Genomic DNA, 17,546 nt, shown 5'->3' with positions numbered 1-17,546 from the left:
TGCCGTTCCGAATGCCGGGTCTTCGCCTTCCCATGCCGCGCCGGGCAGCGCGGTGCGAGTTTGCTTGCCGCGGTTGCATGGCCGTTTTGCGCCTACGACAGGCGATCAAGCTGCCGATGGTGTCGTTGCAGCGTTTTTTTTGCGGTTTTTGCCGTTCGACCCGTTGGCGCCACCGCTGAATTCCCCTACATTCAGCGTGCCGCGAGGCATACGAACCAACCACCACATATCCACGAGGGGAAACCCATGGCAAAGACGCAGAAAGCAGCTGCAAAGAGCAAGCCGGCATCCAAGGCCGCACCCGCCGCACCCAAGCCGATCAAGGAAGTCCTGAACAAGTCCAGCCTGGTGGCGCACATCGCGGAAGCCAGCGGTGTGGTGGCCAAGGACGTGCGTGCTGTGCTGGCAGCGCTGGAAGGCGCGGTAGCCGGTTCGGTGCACAAGAAGGGCGCCGGCTCGTTCCAGCTGCCGGGCCTGCTGAAGATCACCGCGGTGAGCGTGCCGGCCAAGCCGAAGCGCAAGGGCATCAACCCGTTCACCAAGGAAGAGCAGTGGTTCGCGGCCAAGCCGGCGTCGGTCAAGATCAAGATCCGCCCGCTGAAGAAGCTGAAGGACGCGGCGGCCTGATCGGCCCGTTCCTGTAGTTCCGAAGTCGAAAGTGCGGCGGGCGATCCCGCCGCACTTTTTTTGTGGGCGGTGCGAAGACACGGCACCGCGCTGGCGTCCTGGACGCTTGTGGCATGGTCAACGCCTGGGAGCAATACAACCCGGTGGCGCTGATCCGGAAGTGCATCGAGAGCCTCATGGGCTGGCTCGGCAACTGGAACATTGGCCTCAGGTGATCCGCGACACGGTGGCCGCCATCACCAGTTATTTGCCGGCGTGGCTGCGGCGAAAGATCGGCATCGACGGCATTGCCGCCGCCGCTGCCCAGCCGGCGGGCCGCCTCCACGCTTGGTACCGCGTCGGTGGGTCAGTCCGCCGCCGCCGCGGCCCAGCCGCAGAACAGCGAGGTCCGCGTGAAGGTGGGCTTCGACAACATGCCGAAGGGCACCAGGGCGAGTAGCGAGCAGAGCCGGAACACTGACTTCGAAATGAACCAAGGCTATGCCATGGCGGGTGCGTGGTGAGGCAACTCGGTCGGTAACCCGTGGGCGCCGGCACGAACCCGACGCCCGAAACGAGATGCCCCGCAACCGGTCATGTCCGGTGCGGGGCATTTGCAGCTCGAATCGCGGGTCTTTTCAAACTACGCCCGCGATGCATGCGGGCAGTTACGGCGTCGCGGCCACCTGCGGTGTTACGACCGCCGTGCCTTGTTCCTGAGCGGCGAGCGCAGCTCGCCGGAATGCCATCGGATCTTGGATGCTCTTCACCGGAGCCTGTGGGTTGCCCGCGCCGGAAATGATGATGGTGCCGTAGCCGAAGATTCGACCGAAAATGCTCTGGTGCACCTGGATGGATTCGAGCTTGCCTAGGTTCAACTCAATCGTCTGGCGGCTGATGAAACCCACCTTCACCATGATTCGCTTGTTCGTCACGGCCAGCTCCGTCGAGGCGAATTTGATCCAAAGCCCAAGCAGGATCAGCAGGCCAAGCCCGAAAGCGAAAATGCCGAGTATGCCGATGACGATGGCGAAAAAGTAAGGCCAAAGGCTGAGCTTGGCGCGGTGGACGACCGACTCGCCCGGCATGAGCGAGCTATCAACGTAACTTCCCATGTTGTTTCCCCTGTAGTGGATCGGGAGCATCGATTTGCTTCCACTACTGAATTTAGCACCGCCAGCGAGTATGCGAAGGTTGCGCTTCGTGGTCGCGACATGATCGATTTTGCGGCGAGCATGGTCGAGGGCATGCGCGCCTTGCTTGGCGAGAGTAGCGTTCTGGAACGAGTGCAGCGGCCCCATGCCGCGGTTGCACGCGGGGCATAGGGCGCTGCTGCGCCTGGTGTGCAAGCCGGCAGCGTGCATGGACGAGGGTGAGTTAGGCGTGCAGGCGTCCAGCGTGCTGTCTGGCCTGCTGTCCAAGCTGGGCGCAACGCCTGTGGACGAGAGCAAGGTGTTTCACGCCGACGCGGAAGACGATCCCGATGACGAATTTTTCAGCCAGCGCAAGCACTGATCGAATCAAAGAGCAACATTCCACTTTGACCGATGGCACGAAACCGACGTGCCGCAATAAAAGTGGCAAACTGACCCGACTCAACAGGGGGAACGCCATGAAATGGATCATTGCAGGGTTTGCGGCGCTGATGCTGGTAGGGTGCGCCACAAAGCAGGTTCGGCCCGGTGACGCGCACTTTGTTCCCGCTGATCGAGCCATTGCGCTGCAAACACCTGTCGATGGCGGCGGAGCCGTGACTATTGTGCGTGATGCCGGCTTCCTTGGCGGCGGGTGCTATGCCGGGGTATTCGTCAACGGCACATTGGCCGCAAAACTCAATCCTTCCGAGAAGGTGCGGCTTTATCTTCCCGCAGGTCGGTCAATCATCGGTGCGCACTCTGTGGGCGCCGCTCTGTGCGGCATGAAAATACAGGCCCGTGGTGAGCGCGCGTCCGAGATCATCGTCACTGCTGGTGACAATCTTTTCTTTCGACTCGCGCTATCGACAGACGGCACTGTTACGGTGACACCGCTCGTCCAATAGTCGAGAGTGGCGCATTGGCGGCGATTGGGGTCGAGCTCCCGGGCCACACCGCCTAGCGCCGAAAGCCGATAGAGCGTGCATTGGCCGCCGTGCATTTCGCACAGCCCGCCAGTCCGGCCATCCACCGATGAGCGTCAGGCAGCGCCGACGCAACAGGAGTCAGGCGCGATCTGACGACCGGGCAATCCATGACGCTCCCACGAAGCTGGCGATCTGGCAGCGTACGGGTGTACGTTTCTGCCGGGGTGAGGTTCCGCCGCTACAGGGGTGCGGCGCGGCAGGCGCTAAGGGAGAAGGGGATATGTTCAAGCACGACACAGGCGCGGCCCCTGCGGCCGCCTTCACGCGTGGCTGGCGTCACGACCGTTCCGTTGACGAGTTAATAGGTATTTGCCGGGGCATTTTGGCTGATGGTGAGGTCAATCAGTCGGAAGGTACCTTCCTGCTTGGCTGGCTAGACCGGCACCGCGAGTTTCAAGATACCTTCCCGTTCAACGCCCTTTACCCGCGCGTGCGGGATGCGCTTGAGGATGGCGTCTTAGACCTGGACGAGCAGCGCGACTTGCTGGAAGCGCTTTCTGCCACCGTAGGCGGGGAGATAGCCGCCCCGACCGGCTCAAACAGCCTTAGCACCGAACTCCCATTCGACAACCCGTGCCCGACCATCCTCTACGCGGCGAGCGTGTTCGTGGTCACGGGAGTCTTTACCTACGGCAAGCGGCGCGCCGTCTGCTACGCAATCGAGTCACGCGGTGGGGCTGTCCGCTCGGTTGTGAGTGGGAATACGGACTACGTCGTCGTGGGGGAGGTTAGTTCGCGCGACTGGCTGCACTCATCCTACGGACGGAAGATTCAGCAGGCCGTGGAGCTGCGCCAGGCCGGTGCGATGATCTCCATCGTGCCAGAGCGTCATTGGGCTGCCTCGCTTCGTGTTTGATGCGCGTTTTCCGTACCGGCGTCCGTACAACGAAAAGGCCACCTTCGCTGGTGGCGTCCTTATTTATCTGGCGGCGGGTGCTTTGTCGAAAACGGGCACCGAGCGGGCACCAGTGAAAACGTGAGGCGAGGGGACTAGTTGGCGCCTTGCTAAAAATCGACGCGAGTTATTGATCTTGAATGGTGCCCGGACCCGGGATCGAACCGGGATACCCGTGAGGGTGAGGGATTTTAAGTCCCTTGCGTCTACCAGTTTCGCCATCCGGGCGTGGCGTCCGCGGTGCTGCGCGGGCGGGCGCATCGTAGCACGCGACGCGTCTGCGGCCGGGTCAGAACAGGCTCTTGAAGATGTGGATGCCGGCGCTGTATTCGCCGACGATCGTGCCCACGCTGACCAGGAAGAAGTTGAGCAGGGTGCGCGCCACGCGGTTCTTCCACCAGCCGCTCCAGTGCACGATGTCGTCGCGCAGGGTGTCGAAGTCGACCACCCGCGGGCGGCGCGCCCAGGCTTCGGCCATCGCGCTGATGCCGCCGGCGGGGATGCCGGGGCGGAACGGCTTGATCGGCGCGGCGATGAACGCGGCAGTGATGCTGAACGGGTGCGCGCCGGCGACCAGCGCGCCGAGCGCGGCGAAGCCGCCGGTGAACAGCACCCAAGCCAGCAGCGCCTGCGTGCCCAGCGAGGCGTTGCGGTGGAACGCCCAGGCGATCGCGGCAAACACCAGCAGCACCAGCCCGGCGGCCACCCACTTCGGCCAGCGCGCCTTGGACGGCAAGACGGCAAGCTCGGCGACCTTGGCGGCGGGGTCGTCCTGCTGCTCGCGCAGCAGGTTGCAGAGGCCCTTGAGATGGCCGGCACCGATCACCACCAGCACGCGGCGGTGATCCGAGGTGGTCGGGCGTGCGGCTTCCTCGCGCAGGCGCGCGGCCATGAACGCGTCGCGCTCGCCGATCAAGCTGTCGTAGAGCGGCTTCGAGCTGCTGGCGAACTCGCTGAACGCGCTTTCCAGCAGGTCGCCCTGCTTCAGTTTCTCGATCTCGCCCTGTTCGATCTCCTCGCGCTCGAACACGCTGGCCAGCAGGCCGCCGAGCAGGCCGAAGCGCTGCCAGAAACCCACGCTGCGCCAGGCGCGCTTGAGCGTGGTGCCGACTTCGCGGTCGATTAGCCACAGTGGCAATCCGCGCCGCTCGGCGCCGTCCATCGCGGCCTTCATCTCGGCGCCGGGCTGGATGCCGGACTGGTCGGCCAGGCGCTTCTGGAACGTGGACAGCACCAGGCTGGCCGCGACCATGCCGGCCTTGCCCTGGCGGATCACCTTGAACAGGTCCATCTGCTTGAACGCTTCCGGGTCGCGCATGCTCTGCGCGCGGCTGTCGCACAGCTCTACCGCTACCGCGTCGAAGTGCTCGTGATCCAGCAAGGCCTCGACCGCCTCCATGCTGCTGCGCGAGACGTGCGCCGTGCCCAGCACTACGTATTCCACGCCGTCGCGTTGCACGCGCTCGATCGGCTGGCCGTGCAGGGCGGCGGGCAGCGCGGTGACTTCGGTTTCGGGGGCGCTCATGCGTTCTGCAGGCCGGTGGTGGGTAGAGATCCATGCATGGGGACGCATCCCGCGCGAAGCAAGTGAAGAGTGCGGCCAGGGAAGGCCGCCCGTGTGATCTTCGCGATCAGGGATGATCGCATTAATCCCGAAAGCGCCTGAGCAGGTCGGCATAGGCGTCGATGCGGCGATCGCGCAGGAATGGCCAGATCCGCCGCACCTGTTCGCTGCGCGCCAGGTCGACCTCGGCCAACAGCAGTTCGCGCGCACCGGTGCCGGCTTGGGCCAGCAACTCGCCCTGCGGCCCGGCGACGAAGCTGGAGCCCCAGAACTGGATGCCGGCACCGGTACCCGACGGGTCGGTCTCGAAGCCGGTGCGGTTGCACGACAGCAGCGGCAGGCCGTTGGCCACGGCGTGGCCGCGCTGCACGATGATCCAGGCGTCGCGCTGGCGGTCCTTCTCGGCCTGCGCGTCGTTCGGGTCCCAGCCGATCGCGGTGGGGTAGAGCAGCAGTTCGGCGCCGGCCAGCGCCATCAGGCGCGCCGCTTCCGGGTACCACTGGTCCCAGCACACCAGCACGCCGAGGCGGCCGACCGAGGTGTCGATCGGCTCGAAGCCGAGGTCGCCCGGGGTGAAGTAGAACTTTTCGTAGAACGCCGGATCGTCCGGGATGTGCATCTTGCGGTAGACGCCGGCGATCGCCGCCGAGCGGTCGAACACCACCGCGGTGTTGTGGTACAGCCCGGCGGCGCGGCGCTCGAACAGCGAGGCGACCACCACCAGCCCGAGCGCCTCGGCCAGTCGGCCGATGCGCTCGGTGGACGGGCCGGGAATGCTTTCGGCGAGATCGAACAGGTCCACCGACTCGTGCTGGCAGAAGTACGGGCCGTTGTGCAGTTCCTGCAGCAGCACCAGTTCGGCGCCGGCCGCGGCGGCTTCATGCAGGCCGGCTTCGATCGTATCGAGGTTGGCGTCGCGGCTGCCGCGGTCGGTTTCCTGCAGCAGCGCGACCTTGAGACTCTTGCGCATCATCGGGTCAATCCTCGGCACATCGCCAGGCGGAACAGACCGCACAGTTTAGCCGATGCGGCTCAGGCGATCCCGGCGGGCAGCTGCATGGTGATGCAGTGCAGGCTGCCGTTCTGCCAGATCAGGGGGCGGCACGGCACCTGCACCACGACCCGGCCGGGGTGCGCCTCGCCGACGATGCGCGCAGCCTCGGCGTCGGCGCTGTCGCCGTAGGCCGGTACCAGCACGGCGCCGTTGACGATCAGATAGTTCGCGTAGGAGGCGGCGAGCCGGCGGCCTTCGTCGAGGATGGGCTGTGCCCACGGCAGCGGACGCAGCCGGTACGGACGACCGTCCGTGGTGCGCAGCGCGGCCAGTTCCTCGCCCATGCGCTGGAGTTCGTCGTGGTGGTGATCGGCCGTGTCGTCGCAGGCCTGGAACACGATGCGGTCGCCCGGCGCGAAGCGCGCGAGGGTGTCGATGTGGGCGTCGGTGTCGTCGCCTTCGAGGTAGCCGTGATCCAGCCACAGCACGCGATCGGCGTGCAGGCTGCCGCGTAGGATCGCGCTCATTTCCTCGCGCGACTGTTCGGGGTGGCGCTGCACCAGGCAGCGCCAGGTGGTGAGGATGCTGCCGGCACCGTCGCTCTCGATGCCGCCGCCCTCCAGCGCCCAGTCGATGCGCTTGTGCGCGGCCTGGCCGAACACGCCGGCCTGCGCCAGCCCGGCGACCAGGGCGTCGTCCTGCTCGGCACCGAACTTGCCGCCCCAGCCGGTGAAGCGGAAGTCGGTGAGCTGGAAGCCGCCGACACCGTCGACGAGGGTGATCGGGCCGGAATCGCGCAGCCAGGTGTCGTCGTAGGGCAGCTCGACGAAGCGGACTCTCGACAGGTCCACGCCGGCGCCGCGCAGCTGCGCCTGCACATGGGCGCGCAGCGCGGCATCCGCGGCCACCACGATCAGCGGCTGGAAGCGGGTCACCGCGGCGGCCAGCGCTACATAGGTGGTTTCCACCGCGGCCAGCCGTTCGGCCCAGTCGGTGCCGGCGTGCGGCCAGGCGATCAGCACCGCGGCCTGCGGTTCCCATTCCGCCGGCAGGCGCAGGGAGTGGTCGGTCATGCTGGCTGTCTCGCGCGGGGAAGGGCCGCGCATTGTACGACGCGGGAACCGCGCACATGAAAACGCGGCCCGTGTCGCCACGGGCCGCGTCGTTCGGCCAATCAGTTCAGTTGACGTCTGCCGGGTTGGTGTTGTTGCCGGCCGGCGTGTTGAGCACCGCGTGGATCACGTGGCTGTGCTCGAAATATACGATGAAGTTCGCGTATTCCCAGCGGTTGATCTGCGGGTGCTTCTTGCTGTCGCCGCCGCGCGGCGAGAGCTTGCGCTGCGGCGCACCCCAGGTCTTCTCGACCTGCGCCATGCTCAGCCCGCGGCGGGGCAGGTTCATGTCCTTTTCCTGCTGCACGCGGTGGATCAGCAGGCTGTTGCCGTGTTCGCGCGACTGCGCCGCGCTGGCCGGCTGCGATACGGCCAGACCGGCGGCAGCGGCCAGCATGATGACGATCGGCAAACTGCTCGTGAACTTGACCATGGCTCCCCTCTCCAGACAAGGCTGTATGCGGCGTCGTTGTAGCAGAAGCGCCAGTACGGCGCCATGCCGGTGGCCGCCGATTGCGATGGGTTCGGCATTCGCCTGCGCGCGGCGACACCGGTCGACGCGTCGAGAATAGCGCCATCACCGCTATCATGGGCGGCTGCAGGCGACCGCCTGCCCGGTCCCGATCCAGGTTTTTGATGATTTCCTTCCGACATTTCGCCCTGCGCCGCGGCAGCCGGCTGCTGCTCTCCGACATCGACCTGGTGATCCAGGGCGGCTGGCGGCTGGGCGTGATCGGCCGCAACGGCTGCGGCAAATCCAGCCTGTTCGCCGCACTGCAGGGCACGCTGGAGGGCGATGTCGGCGAGCTGGAGATGTCGGGCAAGCTGCGCCTCGCTTCGGTAGCGCAGGAAACCCCGGCCTTGCCGGATGCGGCGATCGACTACGTGCTGGGTGGCGACGAGGAGCTGGCCGCCGCGATCCGCGACGAGGCCGAGGCCGGCGAGCGCGGCGACATGGAGGCGATGGCGAAGGCGCATCACCGCATCGAGGAACTGAACGGCTACGACGGCCGCGCCCGCGCCGGCCGCCTGCTGCACGGCCTGGGCTTTCCGCCGGAAACGCACGAGCGCGCGGTGCAGGAATTTTCCGGCGGCTGGCGCGGACGGCTGAACCTGGCGCGTGCGCTGATGTGCCCGTCCGACCTGCTGCTGCTGGATGAGCCGACCAACCACCTCGACCTCGACGCCGTGCTGTGGCTGGAGGAATGGTTGCGCCGCTACCAGGGCACCTTGCTGATCATCTCGCACGACCGCGAATTCCTCGACGGCGTGATCACCCACACGCTGCACCTCAACGACGGCAAGGCCAAGCTCTACACCGGCAACTACAGCGCGTTCGAGCGCCTGCGTGCCGAGCAGTTGCGCCAGCAGCAGATCTCGCACGAGCGCGAGCAGGCCGAGCGCGCGCACCTGCAGTCCTTCATCGACCGTTTCAAGGCCAAGGCGACCAAGGCCAAGCAGGCGCAGTCGCGCATGAAGCGGCTGGAAAAGCTGGCCGGCACCGAAGCGGTGCGCGCCGAGCGGCCCTTCAGCTTCCAGTTTGCGGCGCCGGGGCGGCTGCCCGATTCGATGCTGCAGCTGGAGGACATCACCGCCGGCTACGAATTGCTCCCTCTCCCCGCCGGGGAGAGGGTTGGGGTGAGGGGACACGGCCGAGGTGAAGATGGGTCGGAGCGCGCTTCGATGGACCCCAGCGCGAGCCCCAGCCCCTCACCTCATGCCTCTCCCCGGAGGGGAGAGGCGGTCAACGTCGTCCTGTCGGACGTGCGATTCTCCATTGAGGCGGGCGAGCGGATCGGCCTGCTTGGCCCCAACGGTGCCGGCAAGTCCACCCTGGTGAAAACCCTGGTCGGCGAGCTGGAACCGTTCGGCGGCGAGCGCAAGGTGCACAAGGACCTGAAGATCGGCTACTTCGCCCAGCACACGGTAGAAAGCCTGCGCGAAGGGTCGAGCCCGCTCGACCATCTGCTGGACAAGGCGCCGGGCGTGGCAACCCAGGTGATGCGCGACTTTCTCGGCACCTGGGATTTCGCTGGCGACCGCGCGTTCGAGTCGGTGGACGGTTTCTCCGGCGGCGAGCGCGCACGTCTGGCGCTGGCACTGATCGCCTGGGACAAGCCGAACCTGCTGCTGCTCGACGAGCCGACCAACCACCTCGACCTGGACATGCGCGAGGCGCTGGCCGATGCGCTGGCCGACTTCGACGGCGCGCTGGTGCTGGTCTCGCACGATCGCCATCTGCTCGGCATGGTCTGCGACAGCTTCTGGCGCGTCGCCGACGGCGAGGTGGCGCCGTTCGACGGCGACCTGGACGACTACGCGCGCTGGCTGAAGACGCGCAGCACCGCAAGCAAGAAGACGGCCAAGCCGGTGGTGGCCAAGATGGCGGAAGTTTCGCCCGAGCAGCGTCGCCGCCAGGCCGCCGCCCAGCGCGAGAACGAGAAGGCCGCGCGCCAGCGGGTGAAGAAGATCGAGACGCGTACTGCCGGCATCGACACCGAACTGGCAGCGCTGGAGGCCGGGCTGGCCGATCCCGCCACCTACAACGGCCCGACCAGCGAAATGATGCGCCTCGGCCAGCGCCAGACCGAGTTGCGCCATGAGAAGGAGGCGCTGGAAACCGAGTGGCTGGCGCTGGTCGAACAACTGGAGGCCTGAGAAATGTCCCTGCCGGAGCGATCGTTGCAACTGTGGCTGCCCGCACTCGCCCACGTCGAGCCGGGCCATCCGCTGCGCGCATGGCTGCCCCGTGCCGATCGCCTGGCGGACGGCGGCATTGGCTACCTGGGCGGCCTCGGCGAGCATTTCGCGGGCGTCGACGCGGGCCTGCCCGCCGCGGCAATCACTCGCGAATTCCTTGCCGGCGACGCGGGCGGCGATGCCTGGCTGTCGGCCGATCCGGCCTGGGTACAGCCGGACATGAACGGCGTGCGCCTGCTCGCCTGCGGCCGCATGGGCCTGGGCATGGACGAGGCGCAGATGCTGGCCGCGCCACTGCGACCCGTGTTCGAGGAAGCGGGCATGCAGCTGGACATTTCCACGCCGGACCATTGGCATCTGCGCCTGCCGCCCGACCTGCCGCTGCCGGATTTCGCCGCGCCTGAGCAGGCGCTGGGCGAGGACCTGGCGCAGCATCTGCCACAGGGCGCGCAAGGGCGCCGCTGGCGCGTCCTGCTCAACGACGTCCAGGTGCTGTTGCACCAGCATCCGCTGAATGCCCGGCGGCAGGCGCACGGGCAGTCGCCGGTCAACAGCCTGTGGCTGTGGGGTGGTGGACATCTGCCGTCACCGTCGACCAGCGAACTGGCGGAGGTGGTCAGCGACGATCTGCTGTTGCGCGCGTTGGCCGCCCGTGCCGGCATTGCCCAGCAGTCGCGCGCGGCCGAGACGATCGCCGGCGGCGGGACCGGCTGGCTGATCGACCTGCAGGACCTGCCGGCGCAGGAAATCGCCTCGCGCTGGTGGCCGGCGCTGCTGCCGCTGCTCGAACGCCAGTCCGTCGTGCTGCATTTCGCCAGCGGCGAACGCTGGCTGCACAAGCCTCGCCACCGCTGGCGCCTCTGGCGTGGGGCGGGGCGTTGATCGTACTGCAGCTGCGCCGACGTGAGGGCAGGGGCGCACCGCATGGCTGGGCGGATGCGGTGCACCCGGTGCTGCAGCAGATCTACGCCGCGCGCGGCGTACTGGAGCCTGGCCAGGTCGAACACCGGCTGGCGCGGATGCTGTCACCACAATTGCTGGGCGGCATGGCGCCGGCCGTCGATCTGCTGGTCGAGGCGATCCGCGACGACTGGACCATCCTGATCGCCGGCGATTACGACTGCGACGGCGCCACCGGCGCTGCGGTGGCGGTGCGCGGCCTGCGCCTGCTCGGTGCCAGGCGCGTGGATTACGCGATCCCCAATCGCTTTGCGCACGGCTACGGTCTGAGTCCCGCCTTCGTCGCCTCGCTGCAGCCGACGCCGCAGCTGATCGTCACCGTCGACAACGGTGTGGCCAGCGTCGCCGGTGTGGCCGCAGCCAAGGCGCGCGGCATCCGGGTGATCGTCACCGACCACCACCTGCCTGGTGAGCAGTTGCCCGCCTGCGACGCGATGGTCAATCCGAACCTGCCCGGCGACGGCTTTCCGAGCAAGGCTCTGGCCGGTGTCGGCGTGGTGTTCTATCTCCTGCTGGCGCTGCGTGGGAGGATGCGCGAACGCGGCGTCTTCGCCGGCGCGGAACCCGACCTTTCCGGCTTGCTCGACCTGGTGGCGCTGGGCACCGTGGCCGACCTGGTGCCGCTGGATTTCAACAACCGCGTGCTGGTCGAGGCCGGCCTGCAGCGCATGCGCAGCGGCCGCGGTTGCGCCGGCATCGCCGCGCTGGTCGAGGCCGGCAAGCGCAGCCTGGCCACGCTGTGTTCCACCGACCTGGCGTTTGCTGTGGGGCCGCGGTTTATGTCAGGCTGAAGTGATCAGACAAGTCCGTCTATAACATTCAATCAGTTAGCTCCTAAAGCGCTCCGGCTCTACTAGCTCATCTGCTCGGTCAACTCTCAATATGTGGAAGCTGCTGGAGTGGTCAGGAGGACCGCTGGCACCTTGTCTTTCCGAAGACCGGTGTGACAGAGTGATCACACTTGGGGCAGAAAAAACAAGCTTCTATGATCACTGTGGCCGTATCGCAGGGGCCGCCGGAACGCCCTGATCTTGTTAGAGATTCTCTTCCAGAAGGCTATAGCTACGTTGTCGATGACGAGCTGAGCACTCCAATCGAGCCAATTCTTCTTTGGTTGTGCAGCACATATCCACCAAAGCGGGGCATGTGGAGGCCCTCGACCGTAGAAGCAGCTGCTTACGACCTGTGTGATTGGTGGCGCTTTCTTACTCACACGAAAACCGAATGGGACCAGGTTTCGTCCGACGACCTCTCCAACTATCGAGACGGATTGTTAGCGGCAGTGAGCTTCCGCCAGAAAAAAGCGTATGACCCGAAAACCATTGGTCGCCGCGTGAAGGCAGTGGGAGCGTTTTACAGCTGGGCTATCAACAACGGCTACTTCCTGGGCGAACCGGTTAGCCCAAAGAAGTTAAAAGCGATCTGCCGTCCGATCGACGAGAACGCATTGGCCCACGCTGGAGCCATGGCATATCGTGAGATCGACACTTTGGCGCCACGGCGGAATATCGACTCTGATGAAAGGGTTTGTCCCCTGAGTCCAACTGAGTGGCGTGATATCGCGGCTGCGCTCGGCCCCTTGCCAAGTCAAAACAGGGATGGTCTCCAAGGTTGGTCTCGAGATCGGCTTGCCTGTGAAGTCAGTTTATGGACTGGGATGCGAGTTGATGAAGTGTCCGGGCTTGTCGTCCACCAAATTCTCGAGCTTTCTTCTAGGGTGCGTGAAGCCTCCACGGCTGCCGTCGAAATTACGCGAACAAAAGGCCTACGAAAGCGCAAGGTACTTTTTCCCAAGCATTTGGTTGACGAATTGATCACATATATCGATGGCGAACGCGCCGAGGCAATTGCTGTCGGAAGGCGCTTTGGCTTGAAGAAAGCGCCAGCGGCTCTTTTTGTAAACGGTGCCGCGTCTCGAAACCATGCCGGCCGCCCGATACAGGCATATACGCTTTCCGGAGCCTTTCGCCAAGCTGTCGAGACGGTGGGTTTACTGCGGAGGGTTGAACGTATTGAACCCCTAACGAGCACGCGATTCATTACCCTAATGCCAGCTCATACGTTCCATGATCTGCGGCACACGTTTGCCGTTTTCCTCTATCAAGCGGAGATCGCGTGCGGGAATCCAGAGCCTTGGAAGATCATCCAGGCAAGGCTTGGTCATAGACATCTCCAGACCACAAGGGACACCTATCTGCGGATCGTAGATATTTTTCGAATCAGAACCAACGATGAGGTCTATCGGTATTTGAGAAGTATCCATGGGCCTTAGATCGAAAGGAAATTTGACCCGTTTCGATTCTGCGCCTCGCCATAACGAGAACCGCATATCGGAGGTGAGTAGTAGTGATGTAAGTCTTTTTCGGCCGGCACGCGTTGCGCATGGTATTACCGGCGGTGTAGAAACCTTAGACCTGATCTTTCCAGCACCAACGGGCGAAGAGAAGGTGGACGTTTCGTATCTCCTCAAAGCCCCCAATTTGGCAAAACCTTTTGCTTATGCGCTTCTCTCTAAGCTCACGCCAGATAGTGTCGACTCGCGCCACTCGTTTTGTAAGTGGCTTCGCCTCGGCTTTTTTCGCTACCTTGCTGACCAAGGTCGTGAAGATGTGTCCTTGTCGGAACTCGACTTACCTTTAATCAAAGGCTACGTTCACTGGCTGGAGCAAGCGGCACCCGGGGAAAAAACAGCTCGGTGGAGTCATGGTACACGCAACGGTTACCTGCATGCATTAAGGAACACCATCGATATCCTTAAGAAGTTGCCGAAATGGAACGCGCAACTACGGACGGGCTTTCATGTTCCCTCACATCAGTGGATTGGTGCGAAGCGGCTGAAAAAGCCCACGGAAATACTTAACGATGAAGAGCTTGCCGATATTTACAAGGCGTGCCTCGACGAGATTACGGCAATTCGCAGCCGAGTAGAAGCGGATCTCGAACTTGCTACAGCAGCGAGGTTCTTTGTTCCGAAATCAGCTACGAGCTCGGGAGATTATCGGACGCGCGACGTGGCCCTGGCTGCTTTTGCCGAGATGCTTCCGGAGCGGATTCCGTGCTATCCCGAACTCGAAAAAAACAACACTTATCTGCTTACTGCTGTAAAAACACGCTTTGGCGGTGTTGTTGATCTTCGAACCGCATTTGTGCCGGGGCCGCGGCAGTTGGTGCCATTCGCTGTCATGCTCGCATTCCATACGCGTTTAAACCCCGAAACGCTTCTGGGTAGTGAGCTAGATGACTATTACGTGGAGGATCGATTTGGGGAGCCGAGGTTCTTCGCTAGGCCAACAAAAGGGCGCGCGCGCCGACGGCAGCGGCCATCTGCCCCAGTAGATGATAGTTGGGATAATCCAGCGTCGATCTACGACTTCGTAAAGGGCTGGACGAGCCGGATCCGACCGTTGGCGCCGCACAAGGGCGCGAACAGGTTGTTTATTTATGTACCCAAGGCGGTTAAGCCTATCGTGAGCTTCTTCGACGTTCACTCGTCGAATGGCAATGGTTTTGGCGCCCTACTGCGACGATTCTGCCGAGACCACAATCTGCAGCCATTCTCTTTGAAGCAGATCAGGCCGACGATGCTGGATTTGGGACGAACGATGCAAAATGGCGACATTCGCGCGGCACAGGCGCTTGGTGACCATCGTCATCCTGACACTACGAATTCTCATTATACGAGTAGTGCTCAACGCAAGCGTAACGAAGAGCGTCTGGGCGAGATCATGAGCGAACGAATCAGATGGGTGGAATCAGGCGGAAAAATTGATGTGCGTGATGCAGGGAAAGGGGGTGACGAAGGCGCGGCAACCCCAGGATGGCGGTGCTTTGATCCGTACCAGTCACCATACTCGCCTCATGGGAAGCTTTGCATCGCCTACGCCTATTGCCCCGTTTGTCCTTTGGGGCACATCGACGTTGCCTCACCTGAGGCGTGTGCGTTGGCTTTGAGTTTGCTGGATGCTATCCGTCGAGCCAAGGGTACCCTCGATCCACAAGGATGGTTGGAGCGAATGGGTCCCATTGAAAGGCGATTGGTCGAGTACTGGCTTCCGCGCTTCGATGTAGCGGTGATGGATGCCGCACGAAGGCTTGTATTGCCATTGTTGCCTACTCCCGAATGAGTTCTCTCTCAAGCAAGCTTGACACCGCTTCCATAGCAGCCAGCGAGATTGGGCGAAGCGTTCTGTACATGCCTGATCCTGCTAGCGCGTGGATCTCTAAACAGTCCCGTTTCGGCGACAACCTTTGGATGCTTGATGCGCTCACCCCCGGCCAGCCCGACGCTGCTGGCACGCTTGATTGGCAGTTTCAAATTGTCGAGGGAGTGCTGTTCACCGATCCTGTTTTCGAGGATTTGAGGAACACCTTGAAGCGGTTTGTTTGGTCACTAATGTCGGAGCGTACCGGCGGCCTAGCCTTGACTGCGGGTTCCATAAGAAAAGTCTCGACTGGCATTAAGGTGCTCGTGACCTGGATGTTCAACAATGACTATCACAAGCTGTCCGAGCTCACATCGGTCGCTAGTGAGGAATTTCTGTGCGATTTGCAAGACGAGTACCGAGGTCTTCTCTCGGACGAGGCGGCGACTGCTAACCTCGAAAGTGGCGCCGACGAAGAGAACGCAAGCACGGAGTCTGACGATGAGCTTACGACGGGGATGCTCCGTCCGCGACTCCAAATCTGGGCGCATCTCTGGACACAGCGTGAAGTGATGCTTCGGTTCGGGAGTGATGTGCTTCCAGAGAAGCCCTTTTCAGGACGATCCCCGCGCTCGCTGGCTAATGAGCTTGCAACGAAGGCGGAGGGCTGGATTTTACCAGTGCCTGATGAGGTGGCACTTCCAGTTATGAGGGAGGCACATCGATGGGTGATAGAGCGATCTCAGGATATTCTGGCGCTCCAGTTGGCGTATTTAGACGCTTACGCTAGCGCAGGTCACTTGTGTGAGGCGATGCGCGTAGGGAAGGCCAAGTCGGCAATTGAAGACTTCTGGTTCTCTGCCGATCCCGCAACGGCATGCCCTTGGCGAGAACCCATTACTCCTTGTCAACGTAAAAGCATCTTCGGAGGCCAGTGGCGGATCAACAGTCTTGGATCGCACCAAATCTTTCGCACGCTCTTGGAGGACCTTTGTGCGGCGTGTGTAATAGTAATTCAGAGCGAGGCAGGCCTACGCATCAACGAAATTTGTGGCCTGAGTGCCGGTGCTTCTAGCCAGTCTGGAAGCATTGTTGAAGTAAGGGGCAGTAAGACTGGTCTCAACGAACATTTTTTTCTGCGTGGGCTTCTATCCAAGATGCAACGGGGCCCACGCGAAGTTGAATGGCTCATTGGCTCTCGTCCAAGCGGTTCAAGAGAAGTTCCCGCGACGGCTCAAGCGGTATGGATTCTGGAAAAGTTATTTGAACCGTTACGTACAAGGGCGCTGAATCCTAACTTACAAAACTCGCTTATTCTTTGCTTTACTGCGCCAAGGGGATACCCCCGAGATGGCGTCCACGTGGGGCGGCCAATAGGGGCGATGCTACGTAAATTGCAGCGTCAATTTATCGGAAACAACGTCGACTTGAGCTGCCTGCCGGATCGAAATCGGGCTGATCAGAATTTGGTTCCTTTTCGGGAGTCTGCTGGCGCCTGCCTTAAGACGCATTCTTGGCGAAAAACGTTTGCTCAATATGTATTCCGGACCGATGCACGCATGACGCCTGCGGTCGCACAGCAATTTCATCATCTTTCCTTAGCCATGACTGAAGAGGGATATCTCGGAAACGACCCGACCTTGCTCGAGGTCATGGACAGCGTACGTCAGGAGCAAACGGCGCTCGTGTTCTACGAGCTTGCGCGCGGCCATCGGCCAGCGGCTGGGCGGCTGGCGAAGCTGGTAGATGACTATCGTGCGGAGCTTGCGCAGCTCGTCGGCAGCGGTAACCGGCGTGAAGGGCTGGACGCGATTAAACGATGGGTCATAGCGGAGGATCTTCGGATCTGGTTCTCAAGGCATGGCAAATGCTTCATCAAGCTAGCGCCAGTTAAATCGCGTTGCCACCAGCTCGGCGGTTCCGAACACTGGTCAAACGGTCAGCCAAATTTCGCCTTTCGAACACCAGATGCCTGTCTGGGATGCCCGGTATACGCGGTTGATGCGGAGAACGAGTCGTTCTGGGCTAGAAGATTCACTGAGAACGCTCGATGGCTTGAGAGTGGCTTTGCTATTGGTGGTGCACGCGCGGTCGCGGAGCTGCGTGTCCGTCAAAGCGAAGCAGTACTTCGGGCGATCGGAGCGGTTGTCCCAGACTTGGGAGCCCTAAATGCACAGATCTAAGAACGTCCGGCCCGCACGGAATTCCGTGGAGCTATCGTTTTTCGACGCCTTGGAGCGTCTCAAGTCAGGCGCGCCGAACGATCCTCAGCTTGCTAAGCGTGCCAAGCGAGGAATACTCAGAATATCCGTTGCAGTGGTTGCTCAGGAAGCTGGGCACTCCCGTACGCTCATCAGCCATGAGGGATGCGCGTATCCGGCGGTGCGTAGAGCCATCCTAGATGCGAAGGCACCACCACGAAGCGAGCCAACGTCTCTGGCTGAAATCAAT

General features: G+C 62.8%; 14 protein-coding genes, 1 tRNA gene and 1 pseudogene. 10 read left to right on the top strand and 6 right to left on the bottom strand.

What is annotated here, in order from left to right:
• The first annotated feature begins 246 nt into the window (after positions 1-246).
• Positions 247-627 (top strand): HU family DNA-binding protein, encoded by a 381-nt coding sequence (locus RHOOR87_RS0100840; RefSeq protein ID WP_027483962.1) that lies wholly within the window; start codon positions 247-249, stop codon positions 625-627.
• A gap of 647 nt (positions 628-1,274) precedes the next feature.
• Here RHOOR87_RS0100840 and RHOOR87_RS0100825 read toward each other — a convergent pair.
• Entirely contained in the window at positions 1,275-1,907 is a 633-nt protein-coding gene (locus RHOOR87_RS0100825) for a PH domain-containing protein (protein WP_231381692.1), read from the bottom strand.
• On the opposite strand from RHOOR87_RS0100825, the gene RHOOR87_RS18895 reads away from it, so the two are divergent.
• The 3 genes from RHOOR87_RS18895 to RHOOR87_RS18890 all read left to right on the top strand — a co-directional run bounded on the left by RHOOR87_RS18895 (position 1,906) and on the right by RHOOR87_RS18890 (position 3,584).
• Positions 1,906-2,121: a hypothetical protein gene (locus RHOOR87_RS18895; RefSeq protein WP_051357913.1), complete on the top strand. Its 216-nt coding sequence runs from the start codon at positions 1,906-1,908 to the stop codon at positions 2,119-2,121. The genes RHOOR87_RS0100825 and RHOOR87_RS18895 overlap by 2 nt on opposite strands.
• A gap of 97 nt (positions 2,122-2,218) precedes the next feature.
• Complete coding sequence (locus RHOOR87_RS20180; RefSeq protein WP_155950898.1) at positions 2,219-2,647, top strand: hypothetical protein; 429 nt, start codon at positions 2,219-2,221, stop codon at positions 2,645-2,647.
• 301 nt (positions 2,648-2,948) lie between these two features.
• Positions 2,949-3,584, top strand: a complete 636-nt coding sequence (locus tag RHOOR87_RS18890) for a BRCT domain-containing protein (RefSeq protein ID WP_155950897.1) — start codon at positions 2,949-2,951, stop codon at positions 3,582-3,584.
• A 180-nt stretch (positions 3,585-3,764) separates the two neighbouring features.
• Here the strand turns inward: RHOOR87_RS18890 and RHOOR87_RS0100810 are convergent.
• The 5 genes from RHOOR87_RS0100810 to RHOOR87_RS0100790 all read right to left on the bottom strand — a co-directional run bounded on the left by RHOOR87_RS0100810 (position 3,765) and on the right by RHOOR87_RS0100790 (position 7,726).
• Positions 3,765-3,851 (bottom strand) — tRNA-Leu (locus RHOOR87_RS0100810).
• A gap of 61 nt (positions 3,852-3,912) precedes the next feature.
• Positions 3,913-5,148 (bottom strand): TraB/GumN family protein, encoded by a 1,236-nt coding sequence (locus RHOOR87_RS0100805; protein ID WP_007508562.1) that lies wholly within the window; start codon positions 5,146-5,148, stop codon positions 3,913-3,915.
• 121 nt (positions 5,149-5,269) lie between these two features.
• Positions 5,270-6,160, bottom strand: a complete 891-nt coding sequence (locus RHOOR87_RS0100800) for a carbon-nitrogen hydrolase (protein WP_007508560.1) — start codon at positions 6,158-6,160, stop codon at positions 5,270-5,272.
• A 59-nt stretch (positions 6,161-6,219) separates the two neighbouring features.
• Positions 6,220-7,254, bottom strand: coding sequence for an agmatine deiminase family protein (locus RHOOR87_RS0100795; RefSeq protein ID WP_007508558.1), 1,035 nt, complete (start codon positions 7,252-7,254; stop codon positions 6,220-6,222).
• A gap of 106 nt (positions 7,255-7,360) precedes the next feature.
• Positions 7,361-7,726 (bottom strand): hypothetical protein, encoded by a 366-nt coding sequence (locus tag RHOOR87_RS0100790; protein ID WP_007508556.1) that lies wholly within the window; start codon positions 7,724-7,726, stop codon positions 7,361-7,363.
• 203 nt (positions 7,727-7,929) lie between these two features.
• Here RHOOR87_RS0100790 and RHOOR87_RS0100785 point away from each other — a divergent pair, with 203 nt between their 5' ends.
• From RHOOR87_RS0100785 to RHOOR87_RS20170, 6 genes and pseudogenes are all read left to right on the top strand, one after another.
• Positions 7,930-9,951: an ATP-binding cassette domain-containing protein gene (locus tag RHOOR87_RS0100785; RefSeq protein WP_007508554.1), complete on the top strand. Its 2,022-nt coding sequence runs from the start codon at positions 7,930-7,932 to the stop codon at positions 9,949-9,951.
• 3 nt (positions 9,952-9,954) lie between these two features.
• Positions 9,955-10,875, top strand: coding sequence for a hypothetical protein (locus RHOOR87_RS0100780; RefSeq protein WP_007508552.1), 921 nt, complete (start codon positions 9,955-9,957; stop codon positions 10,873-10,875).
• Positions 10,872-11,729, top strand: a pseudogene (locus tag RHOOR87_RS0100775) (DHH family phosphoesterase); the annotation flags it as partial. The gene RHOOR87_RS0100780 and the pseudogene RHOOR87_RS0100775, both read left to right, overlap by 4 nt.
• A gap of 185 nt (positions 11,730-11,914) precedes the next feature.
• Entirely contained in the window at positions 11,915-13,225 is a 1,311-nt protein-coding gene (locus RHOOR87_RS19675) for a tyrosine-type recombinase/integrase (protein WP_155950896.1), read from the top strand.
• Between the two features lie 13 nt (positions 13,226-13,238).
• Positions 13,239-15,077 (top strand): hypothetical protein, encoded by a 1,839-nt coding sequence (locus RHOOR87_RS20175; RefSeq protein WP_155950895.1) that lies wholly within the window; start codon positions 13,239-13,241, stop codon positions 15,075-15,077.
• 68 nt (positions 15,078-15,145) lie between these two features.
• Complete coding sequence (locus RHOOR87_RS20170; protein WP_155950894.1) at positions 15,146-17,278, top strand: hypothetical protein; 2,133 nt, start codon at positions 15,146-15,148, stop codon at positions 17,276-17,278.
• Positions 17,279-17,546 lie beyond the last annotated feature (268 nt).

Source organism: Rhodanobacter sp. OR87 (genome assembly GCF_000473345.1).
In the GTDB taxonomy this organism is placed as follows: Bacteria; Pseudomonadota; Gammaproteobacteria; order Xanthomonadales; family Rhodanobacteraceae; genus Rhodanobacter; species Rhodanobacter denitrificans.
This window is presented reverse-complemented; position numbering and strand designations above follow the sequence as displayed.